Annotated in this window: 12 protein-coding genes; 4 read left to right on the forward strand and 8 right to left on the reverse strand. The window is 72.8% G+C overall.

Annotated elements, in window-relative coordinates; translation table 11 throughout:
• Positions 1-39 precede the first annotated feature (39 nt).
• The 5 genes from AQJ64_RS12530 to AQJ64_RS12550 form a co-directional block, all read right to left on the reverse strand.
• A complete protein-coding gene (locus AQJ64_RS12530) occupies positions 40-1,299 on the reverse strand; it encodes a styrene monooxygenase/indole monooxygenase family protein (protein WP_055633490.1) in 1,260 nt (419 codons plus the stop codon).
• Between the two features lie 70 nt (positions 1,300-1,369).
• Positions 1,370-2,035 carry a GTP-binding protein gene (locus AQJ64_RS12535; protein ID WP_055633489.1) on the reverse strand — a complete coding sequence of 222 codons (666 nt, stop codon included), beginning with the start codon at positions 2,033-2,035 and terminating at the stop codon, positions 1,370-1,372.
• Positions 2,016-2,456 carry a DUF742 domain-containing protein gene (locus AQJ64_RS12540; RefSeq protein ID WP_055633488.1) on the reverse strand — a complete coding sequence of 147 codons (441 nt, stop codon included), beginning with the start codon at positions 2,454-2,456 and terminating at the stop codon, positions 2,016-2,018. The genes AQJ64_RS12535 and AQJ64_RS12540 overlap by 20 nt, the downstream gene beginning before the upstream one ends.
• Positions 2,453-2,995, reverse strand: coding sequence for a roadblock/LC7 domain-containing protein (locus AQJ64_RS12545; RefSeq protein WP_055633487.1), 543 nt, complete (start codon positions 2,993-2,995; stop codon positions 2,453-2,455). Before AQJ64_RS12545 ends, AQJ64_RS12540 begins: the two co-directional genes overlap by 4 nt.
• Positions 2,992-5,913: a sensor histidine kinase gene (locus AQJ64_RS12550; RefSeq protein ID WP_240512580.1), complete on the reverse strand. Its 2,922-nt coding sequence runs from the start codon at positions 5,911-5,913 to the stop codon at positions 2,992-2,994. The genes AQJ64_RS12545 and AQJ64_RS12550 overlap by 4 nt, the downstream gene beginning before the upstream one ends.
• Positions 5,914-6,282: 369 nt before the next feature.
• Here AQJ64_RS12550 and AQJ64_RS12555 point away from each other — a divergent pair, with 369 nt between their 5' ends.
• A complete protein-coding gene (locus AQJ64_RS12555; RefSeq protein WP_055633486.1) occupies positions 6,283-7,071 on the forward strand; it encodes a hypothetical protein in 789 nt (262 codons plus the stop codon).
• A gap of 128 nt (positions 7,072-7,199) precedes the next feature.
• On the opposite strand, the gene AQJ64_RS12560 is transcribed toward AQJ64_RS12555, so the two are convergent.
• Together AQJ64_RS12560 and lon are read right to left on the reverse strand one after the other, a co-directional pair.
• Positions 7,200-7,679, reverse strand: a complete 480-nt coding sequence (locus AQJ64_RS12560) for a MarR family winged helix-turn-helix transcriptional regulator (protein WP_055633485.1) — start codon at positions 7,677-7,679, stop codon at positions 7,200-7,202.
• A 157-nt stretch (positions 7,680-7,836) separates the two neighbouring features.
• On the reverse strand, positions 7,837-10,257 hold the full coding sequence (gene lon / locus AQJ64_RS12565) for an endopeptidase La (protein WP_055633484.1): 2,421 nt from the start codon (positions 10,255-10,257) through the stop codon (positions 7,837-7,839).
• Positions 10,258-10,343: 86 nt separating this feature from the next.
• Here lon and AQJ64_RS52005 point away from each other — a divergent pair, with 86 nt between their 5' ends.
• From AQJ64_RS52005 to AQJ64_RS12575, 3 genes are all read left to right on the forward strand, one after another.
• Positions 10,344-10,493 (forward strand): hypothetical protein, encoded by a 150-nt coding sequence (locus tag AQJ64_RS52005; RefSeq protein ID WP_342342287.1) that lies wholly within the window; start codon positions 10,344-10,346, stop codon positions 10,491-10,493.
• Positions 10,494-11,071: 578 nt separating this feature from the next.
• Positions 11,072-12,091, forward strand: coding sequence for a DUF5954 family protein (locus AQJ64_RS12570; protein ID WP_055635369.1), 1,020 nt, complete (start codon positions 11,072-11,074; stop codon positions 12,089-12,091).
• 133 nt (positions 12,092-12,224) lie between these two features.
• The gene (locus tag AQJ64_RS12575; protein WP_055635370.1) at positions 12,225-13,730 is read left to right on the forward strand and encodes a sulfatase family protein; all 1,506 of its coding nucleotides are present in this window, start codon (positions 12,225-12,227) and stop codon (positions 13,728-13,730) included.
• Here the strand turns inward: AQJ64_RS12575 and AQJ64_RS12580 are convergent.
• Complete coding sequence (locus tag AQJ64_RS12580; protein ID WP_079061617.1) at positions 13,727-14,482, reverse strand: rhomboid-like protein; 756 nt, start codon at positions 14,480-14,482, stop codon at positions 13,727-13,729. The genes AQJ64_RS12575 and AQJ64_RS12580 overlap by 4 nt on opposite strands.
• Positions 14,483-14,614 lie beyond the last annotated feature (132 nt).

Below are 14,614 nucleotides of genomic sequence, written 5' to 3' on the forward strand. Positions count from 1 at the left end.
GTCGGGACGGAGGACGGACCGGCGCGTTCAGGCCGCTCGTCAGACGCCGGCCCCCGTGACCTCCGCCAGATAAGCGGCGGTCTTCTCGGGCTCGTAGAAGAAGTTCTCGAAATCGGCCGGGTCGTTGAAGGCGTTGGCGAAACGATCAGCCACGACCGGCAGCTGCCCGGCCGCCCCGAGCAGGTTCACGATGTGCTCCGGCGGCGGAGCCAGCATCGCGTTGGTCCACTTGGTGACGTGCTGGGCGGTGTCCCAGTAGCGGTCGAAGGTGGCCCGCATCCACTCCTCGTCGAACTCCTTCTCCCCGTGCTCGAGGATCGACGCGAGGTAGGCGGCCGCGCACTTGGAGGCGGAGTTGGAGCCCTGGCCGGTGATCGGGTCGTTGGCGACGACGACGTCGGCGACGCCCAGCACCAGGCCACCGCCGGGCAGACGGCCGATCGGGTTGCGGACGGTGGGCGCGTAACGGCCGGCCAGCGTGCCGCCGGCGTCGGTGAGTTCGACCTTCGTCGCCCGCGCGTACTCCCAGGGCGTGAACTTCTCCATGAGTTCCAGGGTCAGGGAGAGGTGCTCGGCGGGGTCCTTGACGCCGTTGAAGACATCGAGCGGGCCGCCCGGTACGCCTTCCCAGAACAGGATGTCGGCGCGGCCGGAGGTGGTGAACGTCGGCATGACGAACAGTTCGCCGACCCCGGGGACCAGGTTGCAGCGGACCGCTTCCATGTCCGGGTGCTCGGGGCGGGGGCCCATGCCGTGGACGTACGACACGGCGAGCGCGCGCTGCGGCTCGGTGTACGGGGAGCGCTCGGGGTCCCGGGCGAACATCGACACCAGCTCGCCCTTGCCCGCCGAGACCAGGACGAGGTCGTAGGCGCGGGAGAAGTAGTCGAGGTCGGAGACGGCCGCGCCGTGGATGACGAGCTGGCCGCCGCGCTGGGCGAAGATCTCCATCCAGCCGGCCATCTTCACCCGCTGGTCGACGGACTGCGCGAACCCGTCGAGGGTGCCCACCCAGTCGATCGCGCGCTGCGTCGGGCCCGGGTCGTGCGAGCCGGGGACCGCGACCGAGACGCCGAGTCCGGCGATCTTCGGGGCCTGGGACTCCCAGAAGCTCAGCTGGAGGTCGCGCTCGTGCTGGAGGGCGGTGTGGAACATGCACTGCGTCGACATGACCCGGCCGGAGCGGATCTCGTCCGCCGTCCGGTTGGACATCAGGGTGACCTCGTACCCGTGCGACTGGAGGCCGAGGGCGAGCTGGAGACCGGACTGGCCGGCTCCGACGACGAGTATCTTCCGCATGCGGGGAGACTCCTTGGTGGGGACTGCTCAGGGGACTGCTCGGGGTGCTGCTCAGGGGGCTGGTCGAGAGCTACTCGGGGGTTTCGTCGAGCGCGTGGCCCACCAGGGCCAGCAGGGTCTCGATCACCGAGATCCGGCGCCGCGCGTCCATGATCATGACAGGTATGTGCGCGGGGATCGTGAGCGCCTCCCGCACGTCCGCGGGCTCGAACAGCTCGCTGCCGTCGAAGTGGTTGACCGCGACGACGTACGGCAGCCCGCAGCTCTCGAAGTAGTCCAGCGCGGGGAAGGAGTCCTTCAGCCGGCGGGTGTCGGCGAGGACGACCGCGCCGATCGCGCCGCGCACCAGGTCGTCCCACATGAACCAGAACCGCTGCTGGCCCGGCGTGCCGAACAGATACAGCACCAGGTCGTCGTCGAGCGTGATGCGGCCGTAGTCCATGGCCACCGTGGTGGTGGTCTTCTCGGGCGTGCCGGTGAGGTCGTCGGTCTCCGCGCTCGCCTCGGTCATCAGCGCCTCCGTCTGGAGGGGCTCGATCTCCGAGACGGTGCCGACCAGGGTGGTCTTGCCGACACCGAACCCGCCCGCCACCACGATCTTGGTGGCTATGGGGGCCCGGGTGCGGTCCGTCTGCCAGGGCTGAAGGGGCTCGTCGGGCTCGACGAGGGCGGCGGCCGGCGGGGCGACCGGAGTGACGCCAAAGGAGGAGGCGGCGTCAGAGACGACGGAGTCCACTCAGCACCCTTTCCAGCAGAGCGCGGTCGGGACGGCCCGTACCGTGGGCGGTACCGGTGCCGTACACACGGATCTTTCCCTGGTCCGCGAGGTCGCTGAGCAGCACCCGGACCACACCGAGCGGCATCTTCAGCAGCGCGGCGATCTCGGCCACCGTGCGCATCCGGCGGCACAGTTCCACGATGGCCCGAAGTTCCGGCATGACCGTGGACCGGAGGGAACCATTCGTCAGTTCCTTGCGCTCCTCGGGGGCTTCGAAGGCCGCGACGAACGTCTCCACGAGGAGGACGTGACCGAAGCGGGTACGGCCGCCGGTGAGCGAGTAGGGGCGGACGCGGGCGGGCCTGCGGTCGCCACCGCGGACGGGGAGCTGCTTCCTGGGCTGCTGCGGCTGCGCGGTCTGTCGCGGGTCGTCGGTCATCGGGCGCTCCCCGCCGACTCCGACTCCTCCAGCGATTTTCTTAGCTCGCTGCGGAGTTCGGGGGTCAGGACGTGTCCGGCCCGGCCCACGAAGAGGGCCATGTGGTACGCCACGACGCTCATGTCGCAGTCGGCGGAGCCATGGACGCCGAGCAGGGAACCGTCGCTGATCGACATCACGAACAGGCTGCCCTCCTCCATGGCGATCATGGTGTGCTTCACCCCGCCGAAGTCGATGAGCTTGGCGGCGCCGATGGTGAGGCTGCCGATGCCCGAGACGATGGTGGCGAGGTCCGCGGAGGAGCCGCGGGGGCCGGCGGGTTTGCCGCTGCGGGACTGCCGTGCCTCGTCGGTGGGGGTGCCCCCGCGCAAGCGCGTTCGCGCGTGGGGGAGGCCGGGGTCCGAGGAGAGCAGGAGCAGGCCGTCGGAGGAGACGACGGCGACGGACTGGATGCCGGGGACCTCCTCCACGAGGTTGGTCAACAGCCAGTGCAGGTTACGGGCTTCACTGCTCAGTCCGAAGGTACTGGGCGCGGTCAACTGCTTGCCTCCTCGACTGTGCCCCCCGTGTCTTCTTCGGCGTGTGCGTGTGCATCTTGAGGTGACGCGGGTGCCGGAACCTTGTTCTGGCCCGTCTTCTCCGCGATCTCCGCCTCCACCTCGCGGTAACCGGCCTCCGCCCCCCGGCGGAAGCCGCCCAGACGGCGGCGGAGGGCCTCGGCGTCGACCGAACCGGTCAGCCGGCGCGGGGCCTGGGTGGGAACAGTGATCTTGGGAGTCCGCTTGGGCAGGCCCTTGTCGGTGACGGGCTCCTCGTCGGCGAGGAGTTCCTCGGGCGCGTCCGGGACCCTGCTGTGCTCGGTGGTGCTGTCCGGCCCGGCGTCCGCTTCCCCTTGCGGGTGCGGCAGCAGGAGCTCCATGGTCGTCTCGGCGGGGAGCTCGGGGGCGGGGCTCTCCGCGACAGGGACCGGGCTCTCCGGAACGGGACGCTCGACGCCGGGGGCGGAGTCCTCGGCCGCCTCGGCCGGGTTTTCGGCCGTCTCGGCCGGGCTTTCGGGGGCGGAGGCCCGCCGCGCGTGCCCCGCGGCGGGGGCACCGGCCGCCGGGACCGGACCCGCGGACGCCGGAGCCGGGTCGGCGGACGCCGGAGCCGGGTCGGCGGACGCCGGGGCGTCGGCCTCGGGCTGAGCCGCCGAAGGCTCCCGCGGGGCGTCCTCCGCCCTGCGTACGGCCTTCTCCGCCAGGGCGACCAAGGGGTCGTCGGTGGGCTTGGTGCGGCCGGGGAGGACGTTGGAGTTGGCCTCGGCGTCGGCGCCCGGGAGGGAGAAGGCATGGCCGGTCGCGCCGGCGGGGGTGACCGAGGGGACCGCGGCGGCGGGCGCGGCGGCCAGCAGTGCGGTCGGCAGGACGGCCACGGCCGCGGTCCCGCCCTGCTTCTGCTCGCGCAGCTGCACCCGTACCCCGTGCCGGTGGGCGAGCCGGGCCACCACGTACAGGCCGAGGCCGAGACCCTCCTCGCCCTCCTGGTCGTACGGGGTCTCGGGGTCGAAGTCGGCGAGGCGGGAGTTGAGGCGGACGAGCCGCTCCGCGTCGAGGCCGATGCCCTCGTCCTGGACGGAGAGCATGACCTCGCCGCTCTCCAGGAGCCAGCCGGAGACCTCGACGGGGAGGTCCGGCGGGGAGAACGAGGTGGCGTTCTCCATCAGTTCGGCGAGCAGATGACTCAGGTCGTCGGCGGCGAAGCCGGCCACGTGCGCGTGCGGCGGCAGGGAGGCGATGCGGACCCGCTCGTAGCGCTCGATCTCGCTGACCGCCGCCCGTACGACGTCCACCAGCGGGATCGGACCCGCGTGCTGCTGGACGTGCTCGGTGCCGGCCAGGACGAGGAGGTTCTCGCTGTGCCGGCGCATGACGGTGGCGAAGTGGTCGAGCTTGAAGAGGGTCGACAGCCGGTCGGGGTCCTGCTCGCGCTCCTCCAGGGTCTCGATGACGGCGAGCTGCCGCTCGACGAGCCCGAGGGTGCGCAGGGCGAGGTTGACGAAGGTGCCGCCGATGGCGCCGCGCAGCCGCTGCAGCTGGGCGGCGGAGTCGGCGAGTTCGGCGCGCAGCTCCTCGCGGGCGTCGGCCATCGTCTGCCGCTGCCCGACGAGGTGCTTGCGGTCGGACTCCAGCGTGTTGACGCGCTCGTGGAGGGCGACGGCGTGCTCGTGCAGGGCGTTGACGGACCGGACGACCTGGGCGAACTCGTCGTTGCGGCCGGTGAAGCGGACCGGTTCCTCCGCGCCCGGGTTCTCGGCCTCGGCGAGCCGGGCGGAGCCGCGCCGCAGCACCGACAGCGGGAAGGTCAGGCTGCGCGCCATGCCGGTGCTGACGACGACCGCCAGCAGCATCAGGGCGCCGACCAGCGCGACCCGGATCTCCAGCGCGGTGACGTCGTCGTCGCGGAGCCGCGCGAGGTCCTTGGTGCGGTGGTCGTAGAACGAGGACTCGACGCCGCGCATCAGCTCGACGCGGGCGGAGAGCGCGGCGTCCAGCTTCTTGGTACCGGTGTCCAGCTCGTCGTCGCCCAGGACGGGCTGGTCGGTGAGGCGGGCGAGGTACTTCTCGGCCGTGTCGACGTCGCCGCCGGTGACGGTGGAGTCGTAGGAGTCCACGGTCGCGCCCGGGGCGCCCTCGCGGAAGTCGGCGAGGGCCGCGTCGGAGCGCACCCGGGCCTGCTGGGCGGCGGCGGTGAGCGCGTCACGGACCTTGGTGTCGGCCTCCGAGGAGGTCTTCTCGGTGGTCGTCAGACCGGTGGCAGGGTCGTAGACGGACCGGGAGCTGGTGGGCACGTTCAGCGCGGCGAGCAGCAGTCCGCGGGCCGCGGAGGCCTGCTGGACGGCGGCGTCGAGCTCGGCGAGGGCGTACGCGCCGGAGCCCGCGCGGGGCGGCATGTCCTCGGCGAGCCGGTCGGCGAGGCCGTGCAGCGCGGTGATGATCGCGGAGTACGCCTCGTGCGCCTCCACGGCCGTGTCGTCGCCGGTGAGCGCCGCGGCACGGACGGACCGGAGGGACTCGAGGGCGGCGCGCAGCGAGGCGGTGAGGTCGGTCCCCTCCAGTTCGCTCGCCTGCCGGTCCACCCGGGCGCTGCCGTCGGTGGAGGGCGCCTGGGACTTGGGGCGGCCGGCCGCGATGTAGGAGGTGACCGCGTCGCGCTCGTCCGCGAGGGACTGGGCGAGGACGAGGGCGTCCTGGGTCTGCTCGGCGAGCGTGACCAGGTCCTGGGAGTCCTTCAGCTGCCCGGAGGCGGTGAGGACGGCGGGGGCGCCGGCTCCGGCGATGGCGGCGGCCACCACGGCCACCGCGACGATCAGCCGGTTGCGTACATGGGTGGGACGGCCCTTGCCGACAGGGGTGCGCTCCGCGCCCCCCTCGGAGGCCGTCTGCCTGCCTGTGCGCCGAGGCCGCGTCTTCTGCACCGGTGCTCGCATTCCTGACTCGTGTGCCCATGGGCCGGATGTGACGCTCCGTCAACTGGTGCGTACGCCCGGTTCGGTCCCCGACCCTCCCAGTGCCGGTGGGCGGGGATCGCGCATCGCCTGCCCCGCCACCCGAAGGAGTGAACATCGGAGGGGAGTTGGCGGGCAAGTTCCTCTGGCGTGTGCAGCGCCCTTGCGCGGCAGGCCGGTTGGACGTGGGCGGCGGGCTTTGACAAGATTCGCCGCCACCGCTTTCCCGACCCCTGCATTACCTCCCAAAACAGGCGTCTGACCTGCGGGCCTACGTCCGTTCGGCGAGCGATGCAAGCCTTTTGCGGAGGCTGTGAAGGGGTCGTGCAGACTGGCCGAATGCGTACGGAACTTGTGTCGCGGCCCGGTGATCCGGCCCGCCCCAACGAGGACTTCGCGAGCGTCGGCCTTCCCGCCTGCGGGCAGGGCGGTTCGGTCGTCGTGCTCGACGGGGTGACTCCGCCGCCGGACGGCGGGGGCTGTCTGCATTCGGTTCCCTGGTTCACGGCACGGCTGGGCGGGGCCCTGACCGAACTGACCGTTTCGGCACCGGATGTTCCGCTGGTCGAGGCCCTTTCTCTCGCCGTTGCGCGTACCGCCGCGGCCCACGCCGAAACCTGTGACCTTTCTCACCCGCGCACCCCGCAGGCGACGGTGGCCGTGGCGCGCTGGTCGGCGGAGACCGTGGACTATCTGGTCCTGTCCGACGCGGTGCTGCTGCTCGCCTCCCCGGACGGCCCGGTGACCCCCGTCCTCGACGACCGGCTGGCCCGGCTGCCGCGCGAGCTGCTGCGGAGCGCGGCGTACGTCGACGGCTCGCTGCGCAACCGGGAGGGCGGCTTCTTCACCGCCGCCGCGGATCCGGCGGTGGCCGCGCGGGCGGTGACCGGAAGCGTGCCGCGCGCCGGGGTCGGCGCCCTGGCGGCGCTGTCGGACGGCGCGGCCCGCTGGACGGAGACCTTCCACGAGGGCGACTGGACGGACCTGTTCGCCCTGCTCCGCGCGCGAGGGGCGGAGGCGCTGGTGGAGCGCGTACGGGAGCGGGAACGCGCGGACCGCTCCGGGCGGGCGTTCCTGGGGAACGCGAAGACGCACGACGACGCGACGGCGGTGTACGTCGAGCTGTAGCGCCGTGCCCGGCCCCGGCTGCTTGCCCGAGCCCGGGCCGCTTGCCCGGGCCGCTTGCCCAGGCCGCTTGACCGGGCTGCTTGCCCAGGCCGTTTGACCGGGCCGCTTGCCCAGGCCGCTTGACCGGGTTACTTCTCCATGCCGCGGTTCAGCTGGTGCAGCAGCCGGGCCAGTTCCGCGACCTCGCGCCGGTCCCAGTCGGAGAAGTGCGTGACGTACCGCTCGCGGCGGGCCTCGCGGACCCGGCCGACCCGGCTGCGGCCCTCCTCGGTCAGGTCGACCAGCCAGGCGCGGCCGTCCGCCGGGTCGGGCTCGCGGGCGATCAGTCCGAGCTGCTCCAGGGCACGCAGCTGACGGGACATGGTGGCCTTGCCGACGCCGATGTATCCGGCCAGCTCGGTGGCGCGCTGGCGGCCGCACTCCTCCAGCCGCACGAGCAGGCCGTACGCGGCGGACTCCAGGTCCGGGTGGACCTCGCGGGCCATCTCGCCCTGGTTGGCGCGGGCGCGCCGGAACAGCACCGTGAGTTCCCGCTCCAGGGAGAGGAACTCCCGGTCGCCCTGGTCCACCCCGCGCGGCGACGCCTCGCCGTTCGCTTCCTCGTGCACGTCAGCACACTCCTGTTTCCGCCGGTGCCCGCCCTGGCCGCGGCTCCTCAAGTATTTCGCAGGCGCGGACCGGCGGAAGACCAGGTCGGGGTGCGGGCGAAGGCCCGGTCCTCCCTCGCGGAAGAGCCCGGGCCCCGCCCTCATCCGGCAGCGTCCGTCACGCCGCCGCCGGAACCTGCGGCTTCGCGCCGTTCGTGGCGGGCGCGAGGGCCAGTTCCAGGACCTGGCGGACGTCCGTGACGGCGTGGACGTCGAGCTTGTCCAGCACCTCCGCCGGGACGTCGTCCAGGTCGGGTTCGTTGCGCTTGGGGATGACGACGGTCGTCACCCCTGCGCGGTGGGCGGCGAGCAGCTTCTGCTTGACGCCGCCGATCGGCAGCACCCGTCCGGTGAGGGAGACCTCGCCGGTCATGGCCACGTCCGTGCGGACCAGTCGGCCCGACAGCAGGGAGGCGAGGGCGGTCGTCATGGTGACGCCGGCGCTCGGGCCGTCCTTGGGGACCGCGCCCGCCGGGAAGTGGATGTGCACGCCCCGGTCCTTCAGATCACCGACGGGCAGCTCCAGCTCCGCGCCGTGCGAGCGGAGGAAGGACAGGGCGATCTGCGCGCTCTCCTTCATCACGTCCCCGAGCTGACCGGTCAGGGTCAGCCCCGCCGCACCGGTCTCCGGGTCGGCCAGGGACGCCTCGACGTAGAGCACGTCACCGCCCGCGCCGGTGACCGCGAGGCCGGTGGCCACACCCGGGACGGCCGTACGGCGCTCGGCCGGGTCCTGGGCGGACTCGGGCACATGGTGCGGCCGCCCGATCAGACCGCGCAGGTCGGCGTCGGTCACGGTGAACGGCAGCTTCCGCTCCCCCAGTTCGTGCTGGGCGGCGACCTTGCGCAGCAGCCGGGCGATCGACCGCTCCAGGGTGCGTACACCCGCCTCCCGGGTGTACTCGCCGGCGAGCTTGCGCAGCGCGCTCTCGTCGAGGACGACCTCGTCCTTGTTCAGTCCCGCCCGCTCCAGCTGGCGCGGGAGCAGGTGGTCGCGGGCGATGACGACCTTCTCGTCCTCGGTGTAGCCGTCGAGGCGGACCAGCTCCATACGGTCGAGCAGGGCCTCCGGGATGGCCTCCAGGACGTTGGCGGTGGCGAGGAAGACGACGTCGGACAGGTCCAGCTCGACCTCCAGGTAGTGGTCCCGGAAGGTGTGGTTCTGCGCCGGGTCCAGGACCTCCAGCAGAGCCGCCGCCGGGTCACCCCGGAAGTCGGAGCCCACCTTGTCGATCTCGTCGAGGAGCACCACCGGGTTCATCGACCCGGCCTCCTTGATCGCCCGCACGATCCGGCCGGGCAGCGCACCGACGTACGTACGGCGGTGGCCGCGGACCTCGGCCTCGTCGCGCACACCGCCGAGGGCGACACGGACGAACTTGCGGCCCATGGCGTGGGCGACGGATTCTCCCAAACTGGTCTTTCCGACACCAGGCGGACCAACCAGGGCGAGCACGGCACCGCCGCGCCTGCCCCCGACCACACCCAGGCCACGCTCGCTGCGCCGCTTGCGCACGGCCAAGTACTCGGTGATCCGTTCCTTCACGTCCTCCAGGCCCGCGTGCTCGGCGTCGAGGACGGCCTTGGCGCCCTGGATGTCGTAGGCGTCCTCGGTCCGTTCGTTCCACGGCAGTTCGAGGACGGTGTCCAGCCAGGTGCGGATCCAGGAGCCCTCGGGCGACTGGTCGCTCGACCGCTCCAGCTTGTCGACCTCCTTCAGGGCCGCCTCACGGACCTTCTCGGGCAGGTCGGCGGCCTCCACGCGGGTGCGGTAGTCGTCGGACTCCTCGCCGTCCTTGGCGGCGTCGCCGTTGAGTTCGCGCAGCTCCTTGCGGACGGCTTCGAGCTGGCGGCGCAGCAGGAACTCCCGCTGCTGCTTGTCGACGCCCTCCTGGACGTCCTTGGCGATGGTCTCGGCGACGTCCTGCTCCGCGAGGTGGTCGCGCAGCTGCTGGGTGGCGAGCTTGAGGCGGGCCACCGGGTCGGTGGTCTCCAGCAGCTCCACCTTCTGTTCGGTGGTCAGGAACGGCGAGTAGCCGGAGTTGTCGGCGAGCGCGGAGACGTCGTCGATGGCCTGGACGCGGTCGACGACCTGCCAGGCGCCGCGCTTGCGCAGCCAGGCGGTGGCGAGCGCCTTGTACTCCTTGACCAGGTCGGCGACATGACCGGGCAGCGGCTCGGGCACCGCCTGGTCGACCCGGATGCCCTCGACCCACAGGGCGGCGCCGGGGCCGGTCGTGCCGGCGCCGATCCGCACGCGGCCGCGGCCGCGGATCAGCGCGCCCGGGTCGCCGTCGGCCAGCCGGCCGACCTGTTCGACGGTGCCGAGCACACCCGTGCTCGCGTACGTCCCGTCGATGCGAGGCACCAGCAGCACGCGTGGCTTTCCGCCCTCGGAACGGGCGGCGGCCTGGGCGGCCTCCACCGCGGCGCGTACGTCGGTGTCGTTGAGGTCCAGCGGAACCACCATGCCGGGGAGCACAACCTCGTCATCAAGAGGCAGTACGGGCAGGGTGAGCGATGCGGACGTCGAAGCCATGATCTCCCCTTCGGCAGTCAAGTTGAGCTATGCCGACTCAATGCACAGCGGCCGGTGAATGTTCCCGGAGGGGCGCCACGTTCGCTGTGGGCGATCACGAGAGGTGGGGCTGGACGATCGACGCGGGAACGGGCCCGCACCCCGTGACCCGGCACGTCCTCGGCGCGACGGACGACGCCGTCGAGGAGGCGACCGTACGGAAGGTGGCCGGGGCCGTGACCGGGGCGGGGGTGTGACTGAAGGTGTTCGCGGACCCGGCGGCCCGCTCGGCGCCAACTGGTGGATCGACCCCGAACCGGGCTGCCTGATGACGACCCCGCCGACCGGCACCGCACCCGGCCCGCTCCCCGCCGGCCACCGGCAGCGCACCTGGTCGGCCGGCGGCGTGACCCGCACGATGATCGTCACCCCGGACGGTTCCCCGGCCGCCCGCGGCCAGATCGCCCCGACGGGCGCGACGGCGGTCCTCGACCTGATCGAGACGGCCCCCGCCCACCGCCGCCGGGGCTTCGGCAGCCTCGTCCACCGGAGACGAGCGCGAGGTTCACAGGAGCCGCTCACTGAACCACGGGCCGCGCGACCCACCCCCGGCCCGGCATCCCCACGGCCACCGCGCGACGCCGCCGGCCACACCCCCGTAGCCGCGCGCAAGAGCGGACACCCGAAGCGAGCCCGGCACCCCGAGGCGCTCGGGGGCGCGCCCAGGGGCGGCGCGCGACCGACCGTGCCTCCCCGCTCCCGCCTTCCCCCACCCCATCCGCCCACTTCCGGCATTCACCCCGAAGCCACCCCACCCGGCGACCACAATGCGCGTATGACCGATGACTGGAAGCGACGGCTCGACGCGCTCCACGCGGATCTCGTGCGCCGGGACGACCCCGTCGCCTGGGTGATGGAGGCGGACGCCGTGGAGGCCTCCCGGCGCTATCCGCACATCGCGCTGCGCGGGCCCGTCTTCGGTGTCGCCGTCCGGGACCCGGCCCCCGCCGAACCGCGCTGGCGACTGCTGAAGCCGGTGGTGGACGGCATGCCCCAGCAGGCCCGGGACGGGCTGAACTCGCATCTGTGGTTCACGGCGAAGGACGGCACCGACGACCCGGCCGTCCGGCGCGCGCTCCTCGCGGCCGTCTCGGTGCTGGAGCGCGACCCGGCCGACGAGGTGGAGGCGCTGGACGTGCGCTACCGGGTCGTACGCGGCGACGAGTTCGCGCGGACCGGCGACGACGGCCTGGAGCCGCCCCGGCCCACCGACCCGGAACCGGTGTGCCCCTCGTGGGAGGAGCGGGCCGGTGCCCCCTCCCCCGACGTGGGTTTCGCGCTGGATCCCGGCCGGGACGAGGGGCCGATGGCGGGCGCCCTGCGGCTGGGCCTGCGCGAGTTCGTGTACTCGGGCGCCCGCTTCCCCGAGGACGTGCTCGCCGACTCGGTGCGGGCGGCCGCCACGCACCCGGACGTGGTGCGGCTGCCCGTCGGTTTCGCGGTGGCCGAGCGCGGCGTCTCCGGCTGGAGCCCCTGCGGCTCCCTGCACCCCACCCCGCACGACGCCCGTCGCTCGCTCTACGACGGCATGTCCCGCGTCTGGGCGATGCTGTACCGCTTCGACGACCGCAGGAAGGCCCGTTACGCCCGCGCCGCCGAGGCGTTCCGGGCGGCGGGGCGGGCCGACGAGGCGACCGTGGACGACCGGGTGTTCCGGGTCTGCCGTGTCGAGCGGATGATCCGGATGGGCCCGGACGGCCCGGAGCCGCCCCGCCCGTCGGACGTCGACGAGTACGGCCCCATGAAGATCCACCCGACCCTGCGCGAGGACGGCACCGTCCACTACGACGACTGACGGCCGCCATACCTTCGCAAGCGCTCCGCCGCATCCCCGCAACAGAACTCACAGGCAACTCACGCACACTGCAAGGCGATTCACAGTGAGCAAGCCGCCCGAAACACGGGCACAACGGGGCCAGGGGGACGACATGAGCGACACTTCCGAGACGAACGGCGGGCACCGGCCGAGCCGCCGCGCCCTCGTCGCCGGAGCGACCGCGACAGCGGCCGGCGCGGTCATCACCACCCTGGCGGTGCGCGCGAACCGCGCCGCCGACGAGGGCCGGACCCCGGCCGCGGCCACCCCCGCACCCGCGGCGCGCCGCAGCGCGCCCGGCACGCCCGCGCCCGGCCCGCGTCCGCGGTCCGACCACCGCCCGAACATCCTCTTCGTCCTCACCGACGACCAGCCCAAGGACACCGACTGGGCCCTGCCCCGGACGATCGACTGGCTCGGACGCGACGGCGTCACCTTCGAGCGCGCGCACGCCAACACCCCTCTGTGCGCGCCGTCGAGGGCGTCCATCATGTCCGGCCGGTACGCCCACCACCACGGCGTCCTCGACACCCGGCACCCCACCCACCTGGACCAGCACACCACCGTCCAGCGTCAGCTGCGCGAGGCCGGCTACCGCACCGGTCTGTTCGGCAAGTACCTCAACTACTGGCACCCCGCCGACAACCCGCCCCACTTCGACGAGTGGCTCCTCCAGGAACCGGTCGCCTATGTCGACGGGCACTACAACGACGGCGGGACCGTCCGGACCATCCCCGGCTACAACACCACCGTCATCAAGGACCGCGCCCTCGCCTTCGTCGAGAGGTCCCGCACGGACACCCGCCCCTGGTTCGCGTACGTCGCCACCCGCGCGGCGCACGAGGTGAACATCCCGGACGGGACGTACGCCCGCACGCGCGTGCCCTCCTGGAAGGGCCGCCCGTCGGTGTTCGAGACGGGGAAGCTGGACAAGCCGCCCTTTCTGCGGACCGCCGACCACTCCTTCGCCGAGGGCAGGGCCCTGCGCACCCGTCAGCTGCGCACCCTGCTCTCCGTGGACGACGCGATGCGCGACTTCCGCGACAAGCTGCGCGAGCTGGGCCAGCTGGAGAACACCCTGGTGGTGTTCACCAGCGACCACGGCCTGGCCTGGGGCGACCACGGCTGGCTGCGCAAGTCGGTGCCGTACCGGCCGAGCCTGGAGGTGCCGTTCCTGATGTCGTGGCCGGCCGGCGGCCTCGCCAAGGGCGGCCGGGACGACCGTCTGACCTGCCACGTCGACATCGCGCCCACCTTGCTGGCCGCGGCCGGCATCACCCCCGACACCCCGCACGACGGCCACTCCCTCCTCGACGCCCGCAACGACCGCCACCATGTCCTCGCCGAGTGGTGGTGGAACCGCCAGGACAAGGTCCCGATCCACACCTGGGCCTCGTACGTGGGGAAGAACGAGCAGTACACCGAGTACTACCGGGGCCGCCTGGACACCGACGGCCGCCCTCAGGGCTCCGGAGAGGTCCTCTTCCGCGAGTACTACGACCTGCGCGCCGACCCCTACCAGCTCACCAACCTGCTGCACCTGTCGAGCCCGGACGACGAACGACGACTGGGAATCCCGGCCCTGGCCAGGGACCTCGCGGTGGCGCGGGCGGCCTAGGAACCGCCCCCGGTCCGCCTCTCCCGGCTCCACCGCCGTACCCGGGGCCAGGTCCCCACCCCTATCGCCAGCGCGATCAGATGGCCCCAGTCGGTGAGGGGGTCGGTGAAGGCGATCAGGTCCTGGAGCAGGAGGCCGCCGAGGGCGATGAGGAGGGGCAGGCGCAGCCAGGGGCGGAGCAGTCCGGCCAGGGCGCCCACGCTCGCGGCGACGCCGAAGCTGATGCCGTAGTCGAGGCGGTGCAGCGAGCTGTCGGGGAGATGGCCGACCAGGACGGCGAGGCCGACCGGGACCTCGGTCGCGAGGGTGGCCAGGACGTGTCCGAGCAGGAAGACGACGGCCGTCCGGGGGCCGCCGATCCGGTGTTCCAGCGCGGTGAGGACGACCAGGAAGCCGAGGGTGAAGGGCGAGAGGAGACCGCCGGCCACCCACAGCGCGCTGGCGATCAGCACCTGCGCCGGGTCGGTCAGCAGATGGGCCACATCCGTGCTGGAGCCCTGGTGCAAGGTGTGCACGAGGGCCGGGTCGGCGTGCGCGGCGACAGCGGAGGTGACGGCGAGGACGGCGGCGTAGGACAGGGTGAAGGGGACGGGGATCCGGGGCGGGCGCCGGCGCCGGACGCGCGGGCTCTCCTCGGCGGGCCGCGTGACCTGGTGCGGGACGCGCTGGCCGGGGATGCCGTCCAGGAGTCCGCAGACGTCGGGAAGGGGCGGGCTCGTACGGGCCACCGTGGGTTCCACCGCGGGTTCCACTGTGAGGCGCTCCTTCCGTTTCACCCCACCCTTCGTGGCCGACCCGCGACATGTCTGTGACCGGCGCCACGCGGGGGCCGATTCACAGGAAGCTCTGAGATTCCCAGGGGCTTCACGACAACCAGCGCACAG

The organism is Streptomyces griseoruber (assembly GCF_001514205.1).
Classification (GTDB): domain Bacteria; phylum Actinomycetota; class Actinomycetes; order Streptomycetales; family Streptomycetaceae; genus Streptomyces; species Streptomyces griseoruber.

What these genes read in the sequence shown, in the direction of transcription:
- AQJ64_RS12530 (WP_055633490.1), bottom strand. Translation starts at nt 1,299, where the DNA reads ATGCGGAAGATACTCGTCGTCGGAGCCGGCCAGTCCGGTCTCCAGCTC.
- AQJ64_RS12575 (WP_055635370.1), top strand. Translation starts at nt 12,225, where the DNA reads ATGAGCGACACTTCCGAGACGAACGGCGGGCACCGGCCGAGCCGCCGC.
- AQJ64_RS12540 (WP_055633488.1), bottom strand. Translation starts at nt 2,456, where the DNA reads ATGACCGACGACCCGCGACAGACCGCGCAGCCGCAGCAGCCCAGGAAG.
- AQJ64_RS12555 (WP_055633486.1), top strand. Translation starts at nt 6,283, where the DNA reads ATGCGTACGGAACTTGTGTCGCGGCCCGGTGATCCGGCCCGCCCCAAC.
- lon (WP_055633484.1), bottom strand. Translation starts at nt 10,257, where the DNA reads ATGGCTTCGACGTCCGCATCGCTCACCCTGCCCGTACTGCCTCTTGAT.
- AQJ64_RS12570 (WP_055635369.1), top strand. Translation starts at nt 11,072, where the DNA reads ATGACCGATGACTGGAAGCGACGGCTCGACGCGCTCCACGCGGATCTC.